Source organism: Cellulosimicrobium sp. MI9406, assembly GCF_040595865.1.
GTDB classification, from domain to species: Bacteria; Actinomycetota; Actinomycetes; order Actinomycetales; family Cellulomonadaceae; genus Cellulosimicrobium; species Cellulosimicrobium funkei.
This window is the reverse complement of the sequence record NZ_JALIZI010000005.1, coordinates 166,679-182,503: the sequence shown is the minus strand read 5'-3', so window position 1 is coordinate 182,503 and position 15,825 is coordinate 166,679. Positions and strand designations below refer to the sequence as shown.

7 protein-coding genes are annotated in these 15,825 nt (G+C 74.8%); all 7 read right to left on the bottom strand.

All coding sequences use genetic code 11. The features are described 5' to 3' along the window. Positions 1-2 precede the first annotated feature (2 nt). The 7 genes from MT994_RS11080 to MT994_RS11050 all read right to left on the bottom strand — a co-directional run bounded on the left by MT994_RS11080 (position 3) and on the right by MT994_RS11050 (position 15,202). On the bottom strand, positions 3-2,492 hold the full coding sequence (locus MT994_RS11080; protein WP_194521731.1) for a glycoside hydrolase family 3 C-terminal domain-containing protein: 2,490 nt from the start codon (positions 2,490-2,492) through the stop codon (positions 3-5). Between the two features lie 245 nt (positions 2,493-2,737). Further along, complete coding sequence (locus tag MT994_RS11075; protein WP_354806274.1) at positions 2,738-5,731, bottom strand: glycoside hydrolase family 3 C-terminal domain-containing protein; 2,994 nt, start codon at positions 5,729-5,731, stop codon at positions 2,738-2,740. Positions 5,732-5,929: 198 nt separating this feature from the next. After that, positions 5,930-6,346, bottom strand: a complete 417-nt coding sequence (locus MT994_RS11070; RefSeq protein ID WP_021482261.1) for a hypothetical protein — start codon at positions 6,344-6,346, stop codon at positions 5,930-5,932. Between the two features lie 128 nt (positions 6,347-6,474). Then, positions 6,475-8,874 carry a glycoside hydrolase family 3 N-terminal domain-containing protein gene (locus tag MT994_RS11065; RefSeq protein ID WP_354806273.1) on the bottom strand — a complete coding sequence of 800 codons (2,400 nt, stop codon included), beginning with the start codon at positions 8,872-8,874 and terminating at the stop codon, positions 6,475-6,477. 344 nt (positions 8,875-9,218) lie between these two features. After that, positions 9,219-10,601 (bottom strand): GHKL domain-containing protein, encoded by a 1,383-nt coding sequence (locus MT994_RS11060; RefSeq protein WP_354806271.1) that lies wholly within the window; start codon positions 10,599-10,601, stop codon positions 9,219-9,221. Next, the gene (locus MT994_RS11055; RefSeq protein WP_031317155.1) at positions 10,598-11,311 is read right to left on the bottom strand and encodes a LytTR family DNA-binding domain-containing protein; all 714 of its coding nucleotides are present in this window, start codon (positions 11,309-11,311) and stop codon (positions 10,598-10,600) included. Before MT994_RS11055 ends, MT994_RS11060 begins: the two co-directional genes overlap by 4 nt. A gap of 174 nt (positions 11,312-11,485) precedes the next feature. Continuing rightward, on the bottom strand, positions 11,486-15,202 hold the full coding sequence (locus MT994_RS11050) for a hypothetical protein (RefSeq protein WP_354806270.1): 3,717 nt from the start codon (positions 15,200-15,202) through the stop codon (positions 11,486-11,488). Between the last annotated feature and the right edge of the window lie 623 nt (positions 15,203-15,825).

The following is a 15,825-nucleotide window of genomic DNA, read 5'->3' as shown; positions in this document are numbered from 1 at the left end:
GGTCAGGCGTCGCCGCGCAGCGTGCGGGCGGTACGACGGTCGGCACGGCGGTTGCGGACGAACCCGCGCACGACGGCGCCGGTGCCGCGGAAGAAGTGGCCGTTGACGATGCGGACGATGCCGTCGACCATGGCGTCGTCGACCATGCCGCCGGTCATCTTCCCGATGGCCCGGAACGGCATGTTGAGCAGGAACAGGACGTTGAGGTCCGGCGCACCCTTGCGGTCGGCCGCGTCGCGCCGCCAGGACAGGACGCGGAACGCGAGCCGGGCCAGGGGCGAGCGCGCGTCGGCGAGGCGCGAGAGCGGGTCGTTCACGCCGAGCACCCCGGACCACGCCGCGGTCGGGACCGGCCGGCCGAGGAGCGCCGCGAACTGCGCGTCCGACACGTCGTGGACGCGTCCGGTGCGGTACGGCTCGGGCAGGTCGTCCTCGGTGCGCGGAGGCACCGTGCCGTCGAGCTCGACCGTCGCGCGCAGCGGGAGGTCGTCGACGTGGGAGCCGACGAGCACCGACCAGGCACCCTGCTCGACCTGCCACGCCCCGGTCGCCACGTCCCAGTGCCGGAACGCCGCGTCCCCGAGGGGCACGGTGACCGTGCGCGACTCGCCCGGGTCGAGCTCGACGCGCGCGAACCCCGCGAGCGCGCGGTCCGGGCGGTGGACGCCCGGCGTCTCCCGACGCACGTAGACCTGCACGACGTCCGCCCCCGCGACGGGCCCGGTGTTGGTGACCGTGACCGTCACGCCGACGGCTCCCGCGTCCGCGTCGACCACGAGGTCGGAGTGCGAGAACGTCGTGTACGACAGCCCGAACCCGAAGGGGAACGCGACCGGGACGTCCGCGCTCGTGTAGTAGCGGTAGCCGACGTACAGGCCCTCGCGGTAGACGGCGGTGCGCCCGGTGGCGGGGAACGACGCGGCGGTCGGGGTGTCCGCGAGCCGCACGGGCAGCGTCTCGGCGAGCCGCCCCGACGGGTTGACGGCGCCGGTGAGCACGTCGAGGACGCCCCCGGCGCCGGCCTGCCCCCCGAGGTAGCCGTGCACGAGCGCACGAGCCGCGCCGAGCCACGGGGTGGAGATCGCGCCCCCGCCCGCGAGGACCACGACGGTCGCGGGGTTGACCGCGGCCACGGCCTCGAGCACCTCGACCTGCGCCGGGTGCAGCGCGAGCGTCGTGCGGTCCAGACCCTCCGACTCGGCGATCTCGTCGAGGCCGAGGAACAGCAGCACCGCGTCCGCGCCCTGCGCGGCCGCGACCGCCTCCTCGCGCAGCGCGGCGTCGGGCGTGCCGTCCCGACGGAAGCCGGGGGCGAACGTCGTCAGCTCGAGCCCCGAGCCGTCGATCACGTCGAGCACGCTGTCGAGGCGCGTCGGGTTGACCGCGGACGACCCGGAGCCCTGGTAGCGCGGGGTGCGCGCGAAGTCGCCGACGACCGCGACCCTGGTCCCCGCCGCGAGCGGCAGGATCGCGTCCTCGTTCTTGAGCAGCACCGCCGAGCGCGCCGCGACCTCGCGGGCGAGCGCGTGGTGGGCGTCGGCGTCGACGGCCGGGGCGGTGCCCGGCTCGCGGGCCGCGGCGACGAGCCGCAGCACCTCCTCGGCGCGCGCGTCGAGGTCGGCCGCGTCGAGGCGGCCCGACCGCACGGCGTCGACGAGCCGGCGCGCCGAGCCCAGGCCGGCCGCCGGCATCTCGAGGGTGCCACCGGCCGCCGCGGCGGCGACGACGTCGTTCGAGCCGCCCCAGTCGGAGACGACGGCGCCGTCGAACCCCCACTCCCGGCGCAGGACCTGGGTGAGGAGGAACGGGTCCTCGTGGGCGTAGACGCCGTTGACGAGGTTGTACGACGACATGACCGTCCGGGGCCGGGCCTCCGCGACGACGATCCCGAACGCCGAGAGGTAGACCTCCCGGAGCGTGCGCTCGTCGACCACGGAGTCCGAGACCATGCGGCGCAGCTCCTGGGAGTTCACCGCGAAGTGCTTGGGGCACGCGGCGACGCCGTGGGACTGGATCCCGCGCACGTAGCCGGCGGCCATCCGGCCCGCGAGCAGCGGGTCCTCGGAGAAGTACTCGAAGTTGCGCCCGCCGAGCGGCGACCGCTTGATGTTGAGGCCCGGGCCGAGCAGCACGTCCACGTCCTGCGCCGCGGCCTCGGCGCCGAGCGCGGAGCCCACGCGCTCGGCCAGCTCGACGTCCCACGTGTTCGCCACGGCGGCCGCCGTCGGGAAGCACGTGGCCTCCTGCGAGGCCGCGATGCCGAGGTGGTCGGCGGCGCCGAGCTGCTTGCGGACGCCGTGCGGGCCGTCGGCCAGCCAGAGGGAGCGGACGCCGAGCCGCGGGAGGTCGTGCGTCTCCCACACGGTCTTCCCCGTCAGCAGGGCCGCCTTCTCCAGGAGCGTCAGGCTCGCGGTCGGGACGACGGCGGTCGTCGTCCCCGGGGCCGCGGCCGTCTCGCCGGCCGCGGCGGTGGTCTCGCCGTGGAGCTGCACGGTGCTCTCCTTGCGTGGTCGTGGGGTCGTGCGGGGTGCGTCGGGGCGGTCCCGGGCAGGCCGGGGCCGGCCGTCGGCGGTGCGCCGCGGACGGCGGCTGGTCGGACGTGCGGGGCGGGGGCCCGGTGCCGGACGGCGGTCCGGGCCCCGGCGTCGGGCCGGCGGTGGTGGGCGCCGCCGGCCCGACGGCGCCGGGTGCCAGGTCTCCCGGGCGGTCGCCCGCCCGGGAGGCCCGTGGTCACCGGCTACCGGGCGGCGGGGACCGCCGGCTCGGAGGCGGGTGCGGCGACCTCCTCGGCCGCCGACCGGTGCCGGCGGACGCGCCGGACCACGAGGAAGGCGCCGACCAGGACGAGCAGCCCGAGGAGGACCGACACGCCGATCTGGACGTAGACCCAGGTGGGCGGCGTGTACGTGACCGTCGCGCCGGGGGCGAGCCCGTTCATGGCGTTCGAGTTGGCCACCGTGAACAGGATGTTGTGGGTCGCGTTCCGGATGTCGGTGACGGCCTTCGCGGACGTCGTGTCGCCGAACGACTTCGACGGCTGGAAGGTGAGCGTCAGGTCCGTGCCCCCGTCGAGACCCTCGTTGGGGTTCATGTACGGGTACAGGTTGAAGTCCGTGATCGCGAAGCCCTCGAAGCCCCACTCCCCGCGCAGCACGTCCGTCATGAGCGGCTTCGAGCCGCCCGTCCACGTCGCGCCGATGCGGTTGAACGAGCTCATGATGCCGAGCGCCCCGACCGTCGTCTCCTCGATCGTGCCCTCGTCGTCCGCGATGTAGCGGACGTCCAGGGAGACGTCCTTGATCGCGAGCTCGAACGGCTTGAGGTAGATCTCGCGGATCGTCTGCTCGGTCGCCCAGGTCGCCGGGCCGTTGTCGACGCGGTTCGTCTCCTGCTCGTTGAGCGCGAAGTGCTTGAGCATCGTGTAGACGCCCTTGCTCGCCGCGCCGTTCGACACGGCGGCGGCCATGCGGCCCGAGAGGAGCGGGTCCTCCGAGTAGTACTCGAAGTTGCGGCCGCCGAACGGCGAGCGGTGCAGGTTCACCGCGGGCGCGTACCAGCCGTTGAGCCCCTTCTGCAGGGCCTCCTCGCCGATCATCGTGCCCATCGCGGTGCCGAGGTCGACGTCCCACGTCTGCGCGATGAGCACCTCGGACGGGTAGGCGACGCCGTTGATCGACGAGTTGATGAAGGACGAGAAGCCCGCCGGGCCGTCCGGCTCGACCGTCTGCGGCTTGGCGATCGAGGCGATCGCGGCCGTCTGGTACGCGCCGTTGAGGAGCATGTCCGTCATGTCGCCGACCGTCAGGGAGTCGAGCAGCTCCTCCCACCGCGGGTCGTCCTTCGGCAGGCCGCGCAGGTCGACGAGCGTCAGGTCGGAGCGCTCGCCGGTCGCCGGCATCTCGCCGTCGAACGCGGCGGCCTCGGCCTCGTGGTCCCAGGCGGCGAAGCCCTCCTGGGTGGCCTCGTCCGCGACCGACTGCTCGGCCGTCGGGGCCTGCGGGAACGTGCCCGCGAAGTCGGCGCGGGACATCGGGACGACCGTGCCGTCCGCGCCGTCGGCGCTGAAGCGTGCGGAGACGTCGTCGAACCGGTTGGTCACCTCGGCGAGGTCCGACGCGCGGTGCTCCTCGCCCGTGTACACGACGTCGGACGCGACCGGGTAGGTGATCGGCTCGGTGCCCGCCGCGACGGTGTGGGAGTCGGTGCGCAGGCTGAGCGTGTAGTCGCCCGCCTCCAGGACGTACGCCTTCGCGCCCAGGTGGTCGTAGGACGCCATGTCCTCGACGGCGAGCTCGAGGGTCACCGTCTCGCTCGCGCCCGGCGCGATCGTCCCGGTCTTGGCGAAGTCGCCGAGGACGACCTCGGACTTCTCGATCCCGCCGGGCGTGTACGGCGCGGAGTAGTAGAGCTCGACGACGTCACGGCCGGCGACGGTGCCCGTGTTCGTCACCTCGACCGTGACCGCGACGGTCCCGTCGACGTCGCCCGCCTCGGTGCCCGTGACCGCCCACGCGAAGTCGGTGTAGCTCAGGCCGTAGCCGAACGGGTAGACCACCGCGTCGTCGTAGTCGATGAAGCCCTCGGCCGCAGCGGTCTCGTAGTAGCGGTACCCGACGTAGATGCCCTCGCTGTAGTTCACGAACGGCGCGTTGCTCGTGACGGTCGCGTTGGACGTCGCCTTCTCGACCGCCGAGACGGGGTAGGACGCCTCGACGTTCGAGTAGAAGAAGCTCCCGAAGTTGGCGAACGTCGGGTCGGCCGTGAAGTCGGCGGCCCACACGTCGACCGTGCGGCCGGACGGGTTGACCTCGCCCGTGAGGACCGACCCCAGGGCGTTGAAGCCGGTGGCGCCGGGCGAGCCCGCGAGGAGGATCGCGTCGACCTCCGGGTCGGCCTGCAGCTCGCCGAGCTCCAGGGTCGTGGACGCGTTGACGACCACGACGACCGTCTCGAAGCTCGACTTCGCGAGCGCGATCAGGTCCTTCTCGTCCTTGTTCAGCTCGAGCTGGTGCTGACCGGGCTCGGCGTGGTCGTCCCAGCCGGTCATGTCGCGCGTGAGGTCGCCGCCCTCGCCGCCGGGGCGGCCGATCGTGACGATCGCGGCGTCGCCGAACCCGGCGAACGTCCCGGACCGGGCCTCGTAGTCGCTGACGGGCAGCTCGCCGACGGTGTAGCTCGACGCGTCGGGGTTGTCCATCTCGATGTGGCCGCGCGGGTTCTCCGCCGCGAACGCCTCGATCGAGGCGTAGACCTCGTCGTTGACCGTGAGGCCCGCGTTCTCGAGGCCCCCGCGGACGGTCACGGCAGAGTTCGTGTCGACCGAGCCGGAGCCCGAGCCGCCGAACACCGGGTCCGCGGACGCGCGGCCCAGCATGGTCACGCGGGCGTCGGGCGTGAGGGGCAGCGCGCCGGCCTCGTTCTTCGCGAGGACGATGCCGCCGGCCGCGATCTCCTCGACGAGGGCCTTCGCGGCCTCGTCGACGGACTCCTGGCTGTCGTGCTCGGCCGTGTAGTACGCGGTGTCCCAGCCCGAGGACTCCTCGGAGTTGGTGAACGTGTAGGTGCCGGACCCGAGCTGGGACGCGACCCAGCCGCCCGCGACGTTGAGCGCGACGTTCGCGACGACGACGAGCACGGTCACCGTCGCGAGCACGGGGACCCAGATCCACAGGAACTTCTTGTTCGACATCGGTGTCCTGGCACCGTCGGCGTTCTTCGCCCTGGCGTTCACTGCATTCCTCCTCGAGTGCGGCCCGTTCCTCAGGCTAGGAGCGGGGTACGGCGCCGCCCGCCGCGGCTGCACGATCGGTCGTTTCTGCGGCACGGACGGTCGTCCGTGCTCGACCCGTGCCGTCCGGTGCCCCCGCCGTCCGCCTCGCCGTCCGCCCGGCGAGGCGGGCGGGGAGGCGGACGGCGGGGAGCGGTGCGGCTACTCCCCGGCCGGGGTGATGGTGCCGTCCTGGTCGATCTGCCACGTCTCGCCGGTCTCGGCGGAGTCGGCCTCGATCGTGTACTTCCCGTCCTTGATGTCGACCGTGCCCTGGACGCGCGAGGCGGCGTCGGAGGGGACGAACGGCACCACGAGGAGGCCGTACTTGACCGTCGGCTCCTTGACGTCGCTGGCGAGCATGATCTGCGCCCAGCTGTCGTCCTCCGCGAGCGCATCGGCGACCGCCGTGCGCGCGTTCTCGAGGTCGGTCGCCACGTCGACGTCGGTCGCCTGGCTCTCGGACGACGACGGCCCGGCGGCGGAGTCGTCGCCGCTCCCGCACGCCGTCAGCCCGAAGGCCCCCGTGACGGCGACGAGCAGCCCGATCCCCGTGGTCAGCGCCTTGTTCCGCTTCACTTCCTGCTCCTTGGTTCGTTCGTGCCGCGGGCCCACCCCGCGGCCTTGTCGGGGTCGGACGGCGCCGGACGGGCGCCGTCCGCCCCGGGCGGGCGGCCGCTCGTGCGACCGCCCGCCCGTGCGGTCCGTCAGTCCGTGATCGGCCCGCCGTAGCTCAGCCCGAAGCCGTAGTCGTACGCGTTGCCCGCGGCGTCGGTGTAGGGCGTCATGTCCTTCGCGACGTCCTCCTGCTGCGCCTCGACCGTGTCCATGTCCTTCGGGAGCTGGACGGGCAGGCGGCCCTGGGGCTCGTGGAGGCCGAGCACGACCTCGAGGAGCGCCTGGTCGCTCGTGCCGAAGCCGACGACGATCGCGTCGGACGCGGCCTCGAACTCGGCCGGGACGACCGGGTTGGTCGCCTTGAGGACGGTGACGACCGGGATGTCCTTGCCGGTCGCCGCGACGGCCGCCACGGCGCGCTCGAACGCGTCGAGGTCCGACTCGTTCGCGATCTTCGACGTGTTCCCGAAGTACGAGCGGTTCTGGCGCGTGCCGTCCGGGAGCAGGTCGCCGGAGATCGAGGTCTGGCGCACGTTCGGGCCGTCCGCGGTGTACGGGCGGTACTGCAGCGACAGCGGGTACCAGGTGTCGTTCTCGAGGTCGTGCCCGATGTTCGAGAACGTGCCGCCGTTGTCCGGGCTGTCCATGCCCACGAGCACGAGGTCGACGTCCGACAGGTCGGGAGCGGTGTAGCTCGTGACCTTGTCGTCGGCGTCCGTGACGGCCTCGTCGGTGAGCACGGTGCCGAAGTACTGCTCGGCCACCTCGAGGTCGATCCCGGCGCCCTCGGTGTACTCGCCCGGACCGAACGAGCTCGCGAAGCCGGTGTTGAAGCTGCGCGGGATGTAGACGGTCTTGTCCTTCCACGCCTCGGCGTCCGCGGCGGTGACCGTCTCGCCGTCGTTCTTCAGCAGGACCACGGAGTCGAGCTGCGCCGCGTAGCCCGCGTCGACCTTGTCGTCGCTCGCCAGGATCGACGTGGACTCGTCGAGGTCCAGGTACGCGTTCTCGTACAGGCCCGGGTTGAAGAACATCGTGAGGATGCGCGCGCCGGACTCGCGGAACCGCGTGTCGGCGTCGACGTCGTTCGTGCCGGCCTCGAAGTCGGCCTGCCACATCTCGTGGGCCGCGAGGACCGGCGCGACGTCGTTGTTGCCGCCGAACATGTCGTGCCCGGTCTTGAGGATCTCGTAGTGGCGCTGCTCCTTGGTGAGGTCCTCGGCGCCCCAGCCGGTCGCGATGACCGCGCCCTCGTCGTTCATCCCGGTCGTGACGCCCCAGTCGGTGACGACGACGCCCTGGTAGCCGTTCTCCTCGCGGAGCAGGTTCATGCGCGTGTCGTCGTACGCCGTGCCGACGCGCTCGCCGAACAGCGGCTCGCCCTCGCCGTCGAGCGCGATCGAGTACGCCGACATGACGGCCGCGGAGTCGAGCGACCCGAGGAACGCCTCGGTGTGCGCGTCGAAGTTGCCGCCCGGGTAGACGCCGTACTTGCCGGCGTCGGTGTGGGCCTCGCGGCCGCCCTCGCCGGGACCGTCGCCCGCCCAGTGCTTGATCATCGCGTTGACGGACTCGGGGCCCCAGCCGTCCTGGCCGGTCGTGCTCTGGTAGCCGTCCACGTAGGCGGCGGCCAGCTCCGTGTTCTGCTCGACGTCCTCGCCGAACGTGCCGCCGACGCGCAGCCACCGCGGCTCGGTCGCGAGGTCGATCTGCGGGCTGAGGGCCGTCGTGATCCCCAGCGCGCGGTACTCCGCGGAGGACATCTCGGCGAAGTTGTCCATGTGCTCGACGTCGAACGTCGCGGCGAGGCCGAGGTTCGACGGCCACCGCGAGATGTCGGCGCCCTCGGCGTTGTAGCCGCCGGAGCCCGCGGTCGAGCGCGGGTCGGAGGCGAAGTTCACCGGGACGTAGGGCTCGTCCGCGGTCGCGAGCGACTCGGCGTAGGCCTGCATCTCGTTGGCCCACGTGACGGTCGCCTCGACGTCGCTCGGGCCCGCGTGCAGGACGTTGCGCAGGTGGGAGTCCGTCAGGTACTCCTTCTGGGCGTCCGTGAGGCCGTCGGCCTGCGACCGCTCGTGCGAGCTGAAGAGCATGAGTCCCGCGATCTGCTCGATCGTGAGCTCCTCGGCGAGGGCCGCCGCGCGCTCCTCGGCCGGCTCGCGCCAGTCCTCCCACGTGTCGAGCGTCCCGTTCGCGTTCATGTCCTTGAACGCGAGCTCCTGGCCGTCGACCTCCTCGGTGAGGAGCTCGACCGCGCTGTCCTTGCCGTAGGAGAGCGTGGGCCCGTCGCCCGGGTTGTCGACGACCACGAAGGACGTGGTCCCGTCCGTGACCTCCCGGGTCGTGAACGCGTCCGCCGCGCTCTCGTCGTCCGTGGTGCCCGCCGTGCATCCCGCCGCGGCCACGAGCGCGAGGCTCGCGAGCGCCGCCGCTCCCTTGACGCGGCCCGCCCGGTTGTCGCGGTGTCCCGCCGTTGTCGTTGTCTTCATCGACCTTCCCTTGTCGTCTCCGCGCCCACCCGCTCCGCACCCACCCCGGCGACCCACCCGGAGGCGCGTGCGTGGCGCAGCGAGCTCTGCGAACCCGTCGAGGCCCGGGACGTCGTGGTCCCTGAGCCGCGCCGTCACGCTATGGACGCGGCGGACGGCGGGGGCGGCCGGGTGCACGAACCGTCGCTTTGCGTCTACGAACGGTCGTCGAGGTCACGGCGGGGTCACGGTGGGCGGGTCCCAGGTCCCGCCCGGACGGGCCGTCCGGCGGCCTCCGGGGCGACGGCCGTGGCCGTGCGACGGCCCGTGACCCCGGCCGGGGTCCGTGGCCGCGGGGCGCGGGTCTACGCCGGGTGCGTGGCCGACGCCGCCTGCCGGGGCGAGCCCGTGGGCGGGCGGTCCTCCGGCATGGGCAGCAGTACGCGCAGGAGGAACCAGTGGTCCTCGGTGTTCACCGTCATCGACCCGCCGTACTTCTCCGCGGTGTACCGGATGGACTTGAGCCCGTACCCGTGCCGGGTGCGGTCGGCGCGCCGGGTGACGATGTCCCCGCCCTCGGTGCGGAGCTCGCCGGAGAAGTAGTTCTCGACCGTGAGCAGCACGAAGCGGTCGCGCGCGTAGACCGCGACCTTGATGATCCGCCGCTCCGGGTCGGGGACGGCCATGACGCCGTCGATCGCGTTGTCCAGGGCGTTGCCGAACACCGCGGCGACGTCCATCGCGGACATGAAGTCGAGCAGGGCGCCGTCGACCACGCACGTGAGGTCGATGTCCCGCTCCGCGCACTCCTGGCTCTTGGTCGTGAGGATCACGTCGAGCACGCCGTTGCCGGTGTCGGCCTGCCGGGCGTGGCCGGAGATGCTGGCCTCCAGGTGGTCGAGGTAGGACGCGCGCCGGCCCGGGTCCGCCTCGGCGCGGATCACCCCGATCTGGTGCTTGAGGTCGTGGTACTTGCGGTGGACGATCTGCATGTTCCGCTTCGACTGCAGGTACTGCTCGTGCTGCCGCCGCAGCATCTCGTCGATGGCGCGCACCTCGGACCGCGCCTGGTGCTGGAGCCGTTGGCCCTGCTGGGCGTAGAGGGCGACGAACCCGCACAGGTCGACGAGCGTGCGGATGTAGAAGATCTCGAGCCCGAGGCGTCCGCTGAACGGCGTGTTCGCGTTGAGGAAGCTGATGTTGCTCATGAAGAACGTGACGAGCGCGATCGCGACCGCCGACGCGAGCTCGCCGACCGTGACGTCGAGCTCCTGGTCGGGGCGGAAGTGGCGGGACTCGACGACGTACGCGACCCCGTACCCCACCGCGTACACGAGGACGAAGAACGCGACCTGCCAGGCCGTGCCGGGTCGGCCGTCGGGCAGGAAGAAGAAGCAGTGGACCTGCCAGTGCAGCGCCGCCACGAGCTCGGCGAGCACGAGCGCGCGCGCCGCGAAGTACCCCGCGTCGCGCGCCGAGACGCGCGCCGCCGCGACGATGAACCCGTACATGCACGCGACCGCGGCGGCCATCCCGACGGTCCACAGCTGACGCGGGAGCAGGTCGGCGAGCGCCTGCACCCCGACCTGCGCGGCGAGGGCGGCGACGGCGAGCGCCACGAGCCGGGCCCGCGGCAGGCGGGGTCGGCGCAGGAGAACGTAGACCAGGCACGCGAGCCACTCCGCGAGGCCGGTCAGCGCGCGCGGGATGTCGGGCAGGGTCGCCATGAGGTCGGTCGCGGCGCTCATGCCCGTCGCGCCCCGAGGTAGTCGGTGAGGGCCGCGAGGAACGCCTTCTTCCGCGCCCGGCTGATGAGCAGGTCGTGCCCGCCGACCAGGAGCACGCTGCTGCCCTGGACCGCGAGCACGTGCCGCAGGTTCACGAGGTAGCCGCTGTTGCTCCGGAAGAAGTCCCGGCCCTCCAGCTGGGCCTCGAGCGCCTTGAGCGGCCCGACGACGGAGTGCCTCCCGTCCACCGTGTGCACGGTGGTGCGGTGCTTCGCGCTCTCGAGGAAGACGATGTCGTCCGTCGCGACGCGGGCCAGGCCGCCGTCGACCGCGAGCAGCAGGTAGTCGGCCGACCGCCGTCGGAGCCGGGCCACGGACCGCTTGAGCTCCTGGGAGAACGCGAAGTACCGCAGCGGCTTGAGCATGTAGCTCAGCGCGTCGACCTCGTACCCCTTGATCGCGTGCTGGGTCATGTTGGTGATGAAGATCAGGACGACGTCCGCGTCGACCTGGCGGATGCGGCGGGCGGCGCTGAAGCCGTCGAGGTTCGGCATCTCGACGTCGAGCAGCAGGATGTCGAAGTCCGGCCGGTACCCGGTGACCACCTGCTCGCCGTCGGCGAAGAGCGCGACGGCGAACTGCTCGCCGTGCTCCTGCTCGTAGCGTCGCAGGTACTCCACGAGCAGCGCGCTGCTCGCGGGGTCGTCCTCCACGATGCCGATCCTGATCACGATGCCGTTCTCCAGGGACTGCGCCCCCGGGGCGTGGCCCGACGACCGGACACCTCCGTGTGCCGTCGCGGCCTCGCCCCCGCCTACGTTGCCGATGAGCCCGCCGTCGTGCGGCGGATCCCGAACATTATGGGCCACCCGGCGGAGAAACGGGCCACCCGGTAGGGATTTCGGTCAGCGCAGGTCCCGGACGTACGCGGCGGCGCCGTCGTACGCGGCGATCCGCCGCTCGTAGTACGTCGCGATGATGAGCAGCAGGCCGCCCGCCGCGGCGAGCGTGAGCATCCACGGCCCGGCGGAGATGCGCGTGCCGAGCTGCGAGACGAACACGACGAGGATCTCGACCGGCAGCACGGCGACGCCCAGCAGGAACGGCGCCGCGAGGTGCTTGCGCGTCCCGACGAGGACCGCCGCGAGCGCGAGCGCGACGACGAGCATCGCGCGCCACGTGCGCGCGTCGGTGTACGTCGCGAGCACCGACGGCCCGACGAGCGCGAGGAGCCCGGGCGCGAGCGCACGCCACGACCCGACGACGCCGACGGGCCAGCCGCCGAGGGGCCGGGGCGTGCGCGCGGGCGCGGCCGGGAGACCGCTCGGTCCGCCCGGGGCCGTGCCCGCCGTGCCCGCGGTTCCCGCCGTGCCCGTCGTGCCCGCGGCGCCCGCCGCGAGCGCGAGGTAGCCCGCGACGAGGAGCCCGGCGCCGAGGGGCAGGGAGAAGACCTCGACGCGCAGCTCGCGCGGCGACCACGCACCGATCGCGGCGACGAGGGCGAGCAGCCACAGGAACCAGGCGGGCGGGAGGTCGAGCCGCCCGCGCACGGCGCGGCGCACCCCCACCACGAGCACCGCGAGGAGCGCGACCTCGACGAGCCAGACCGTCGCGATGACGCCCCACACGGGCCGCACGTTCGCGACGGCGCCGACCACCACGAGCCCCAAGGCGGGCGCGACGGCCCAGCGCCGCGTCGCCGCGGCACCCCGCCCCGAGGCCGAGCGCGCCGCGACGAGCCCCGCGCCGACCGCCACGCCGCCCGCCGCGACCGCCCACGCGAACCCGAGGACGAACAGCGCGCCACCGCCGGGCACGTGCGCGACGTGCAGCGACTCCACCGTCCCGGCGACCGCGGCGAGCACCGCGGCTCCGGCGAGCCGGAGCGCACCGGCACGCCGCCACGCGCTGCGGGTCGTCGCGGCCGGGGCGACGCCGCCCGCCGTCGTGCCCTGCCGGAGCAGCACCGCACCGGCGACGGACACCGCACCCGCGACGACGAGCAGCGACGCGCGGACGTCGCCCGCGCCCGGGGCCGCGCCCAGGACGAGCACCGACGGCACGACGAGCAGCACGAGACCCGCGCCCGCGAGCTCCCACCCGCGCCGCGCACGGCGGGCGAGGAGCGCGCCGACGGCGACGGCGGCGAGCGCGGGCGGCGCGGTGTACGCCTCGACGAGCCCGACCTCGGCGGCCGCGAGCGCCGTCCAGAGCGCCGCGGTGCCGAGGACGGCGGCGAGCCACCACTCCCCCCGCCGGTCGCGGTCGCGCGCGGCGAGCCCTGCGCCGACGGCGAGCAGGAGCAGCACGGCGACGGCGATCGTCGGGCCCGCGGCGGGGCGCCCGTACGCGAGCCCGACAGCGATGGCCCCCGTCACGGCCGCGCTCGCCTCGACGGCGACGCGGCCCGCACCGAGGTCGAGCCGTGCCGCGAGCGGCCGGGCCCCCGCGAGGGCCGCCGCGACGAGGACGGCGACGACGGGCAGGACGACGGGCGAGCCGCTGCCCGGGAGCACGAGCGCGCCCGCGCTCACCACGGCGACGGCCGCCGTCGGGAGCACGAGGGCCGCGGCGAGGACGCGCAGCGCCGTCACCGAGCCGGGGCGCCGGGAGCCGACCAGGACGACCTCGAGCGCGAGCATCGCGAGGCACGCCGCGACGGACCAGGTGCTGCGCTCGTCGACGACGGTGAGCACGCCGAGCCCGAACGGCACGGCCGTCACGCCGAGGACCGCCCACCACGAGTGCCGGTCGACGCGCGGGGCGAGCGTCACCGCGAGCGCCGCGAGCGAGGCGACGCCGGAGACCCCGCACAGCACGACGACCGTCCCGGCGCCGCTCCACGCGAGCGTCACCCCGAGCACGAGCAGCGCGTACCCGTACGCGACCCCGACGAGGGGCGCGTGCAGGGACCGCGGCGCGGCGGCGCGCGCCGCGAGGAGGAGCAGGCCGACGACGACGGCCCCGGCGGTCGCCGTCGGGCGCGCGACCCAGGACCCGGCGACGAGGAGGACGAGCGCGAGGACGGTGCCCGCGACGGCGGCGGCGTGCGCGGCCCGCCGCTCGGACCGGCCGACGGGCAGCAGACCGTGGCGGACGGCGGTGCGCGCGCCGGGCACGAGGCGCCCGACGGGGCGCAGGGCGCGTCCCAGCCCGCGCCGGACGGCGCGCACGACGGCCCCGGGAGACGGGGCGCCCGCGACGGCCGCCGCCGAGCGGTCGGTCCCGGCGGGCGCGGCGGCCGGGGCCGGCCGCGCCGTCGCGACGAGCAGCACCGCGGCGAGCAGCGCGAGCAGGACGAGCGACGAGACGCCCGCGAGCCGCGGGTCGAGCGCCAGGGTGAGGACGAGCGCGAGCGCCGCCCAGGGCGCGAGCGCGCGCCCCGTCACGACGAGCGGCGCCGTCCCGAGCCGCGACGCCCCGCCGAGGAGGGGCGGCGCGGTCCGCGGCGTGCGCAGCGGGAGCCGGGCCGCGACGAGCAGGACGACCAGCACGGAGAGGAGACCGACGAGCGTGCCGTCGAGCAGCGTCGCGCCGACGGTCCCGGGCGCCGTGCCCTCGCCCGCCAGCCCGGCGGACAGGATGCCGACGCCCAGCGGCGCGTCGTCGAGCGCGGTGCTCGTCCCCGCGGTCGGGGTCACGAGCACCTCGGCGGCCCGCAGGCCGGCGAGCGCGAGGGCCGGGCCCGCCATGACGAGCACGACGACGGCGCCCCCGAGGAGCGCGTCCGAGCGTCCGACCGCGGGGACGGGTGCCCGGAGCACCCCCGCCGACACGCGGCGGCCGGTGAGCACCAGCACGACTGCCCACGCGAGCGCGCCGAGCCCGGGCGCGAGACCCACGAAGCCGACGCCGTCGCCCGTGCCGAGCAGCGCGCCGGCGAGCACCGCCGCGGCGCCGCCGACCGCGTACCAGCGCCGCTCGCCCGTGGTGACCCGGAGCAGCGTCGCGACGAGCGCCGCCCCGAGCGCGACGAGCGCCGCACCCGCTCCCCCGGGCAGCCCGGGCGGCGCGGGGACGGTCAGCCCGACGAGGACCGCGAGGAGCACGGCGACCGTGCGCACGACGCCCAGGAACCCGCGCTCCGCGCCGAGGGTGCCGCCCACGCGCGCGCCCGCCGCCGCGGCGACGGGGCCGGCGACCGCCGTCAGGCACGCCGTCACGAGGAGCGCGACCGCCGAGCCCCACGACGCCTGCGCCGCGGGCGCCGCGACCAGCGGCACGAGAGGACCGAGCACGACGGCGCCCGTCACCCAGGCCCGGACGCGCGCCCGCTCGCCCACGACGCCGAGGCCGACGAGCACGACGGCGAGCAGCGTCGCGCGCGCCGCGGCGGCACCCACCGGGTCGAGCGCCCACGCGCTGAGCGCGAGCTCGACGTCGACCAGCGCGAGCACCACGGCCAGCGCCGCGACGGCCTCCGCGGACGACCGCAGGCCGCGCGACCGCAGGAGCACCGCGGCGCCGACCGTGAGCGCGGTGACGACCCCGGTGACGAGGGCGCGCAGGGCCAGGTCGTCGGCGAACGTGAAGAACACGAAGACGACGGCGGCCACGGCGAGCAGCCCGGCGCCCGCCCCGGCGAGCACGGGCTGGAGGCCGACGGACCGCGCGGTGGCCATATCCGGACCGACGCCACCGGCGCGCGGGCCCGCGGGCCCCGGCACAGGCACAGGCACCGGCACCGGCACCGGCACCGGCACGACCGGGCCGGGCGTTCCGGGACGCGTCGGCCCATCCGGTCCGGCCACGGGCGACAGGGTCGACGAGCGAGGCCCCGCCGCCCCGCGCCCGGCCGTGTCGAGCGGGCGCATCGGCGGGGGGCCCGCCGGGGTCCCCCACCCACCGCCCGCTGCTGCGCCGGGCCGGCCACCGCGCAGGGTGCCAGGGAACGTGCCGGGCGGGGCCGCGACGGCGGCACGCGCGGCCCACGCGGCCGCCTCGGGCTGAGCGGCGCGGAGCGTGTCGAGGGCGGTCTGGCGCCGCCGGAGCGCGTCGGCCGCGTCGGTCGACGCCGCCGCCACCTCGAACGCGAGCGGCCCGACGAGGTCGAGCAGGCACCGGTCGCACCGCGCCGACCGCAACGGCGCGGCGCACGCGGGGCAGGAACGCGTCTCGGGGAGCCGCGCCAGCGCGACGTCGACCCACGGCTCTCTCATGACGGACATCCTGGCGAACCTGTGAGGCGCCTGGGGACGCGTCCACAGGGGGTCGCGTGGCGGTCCGGTGAAGAGCTCGACCGTGG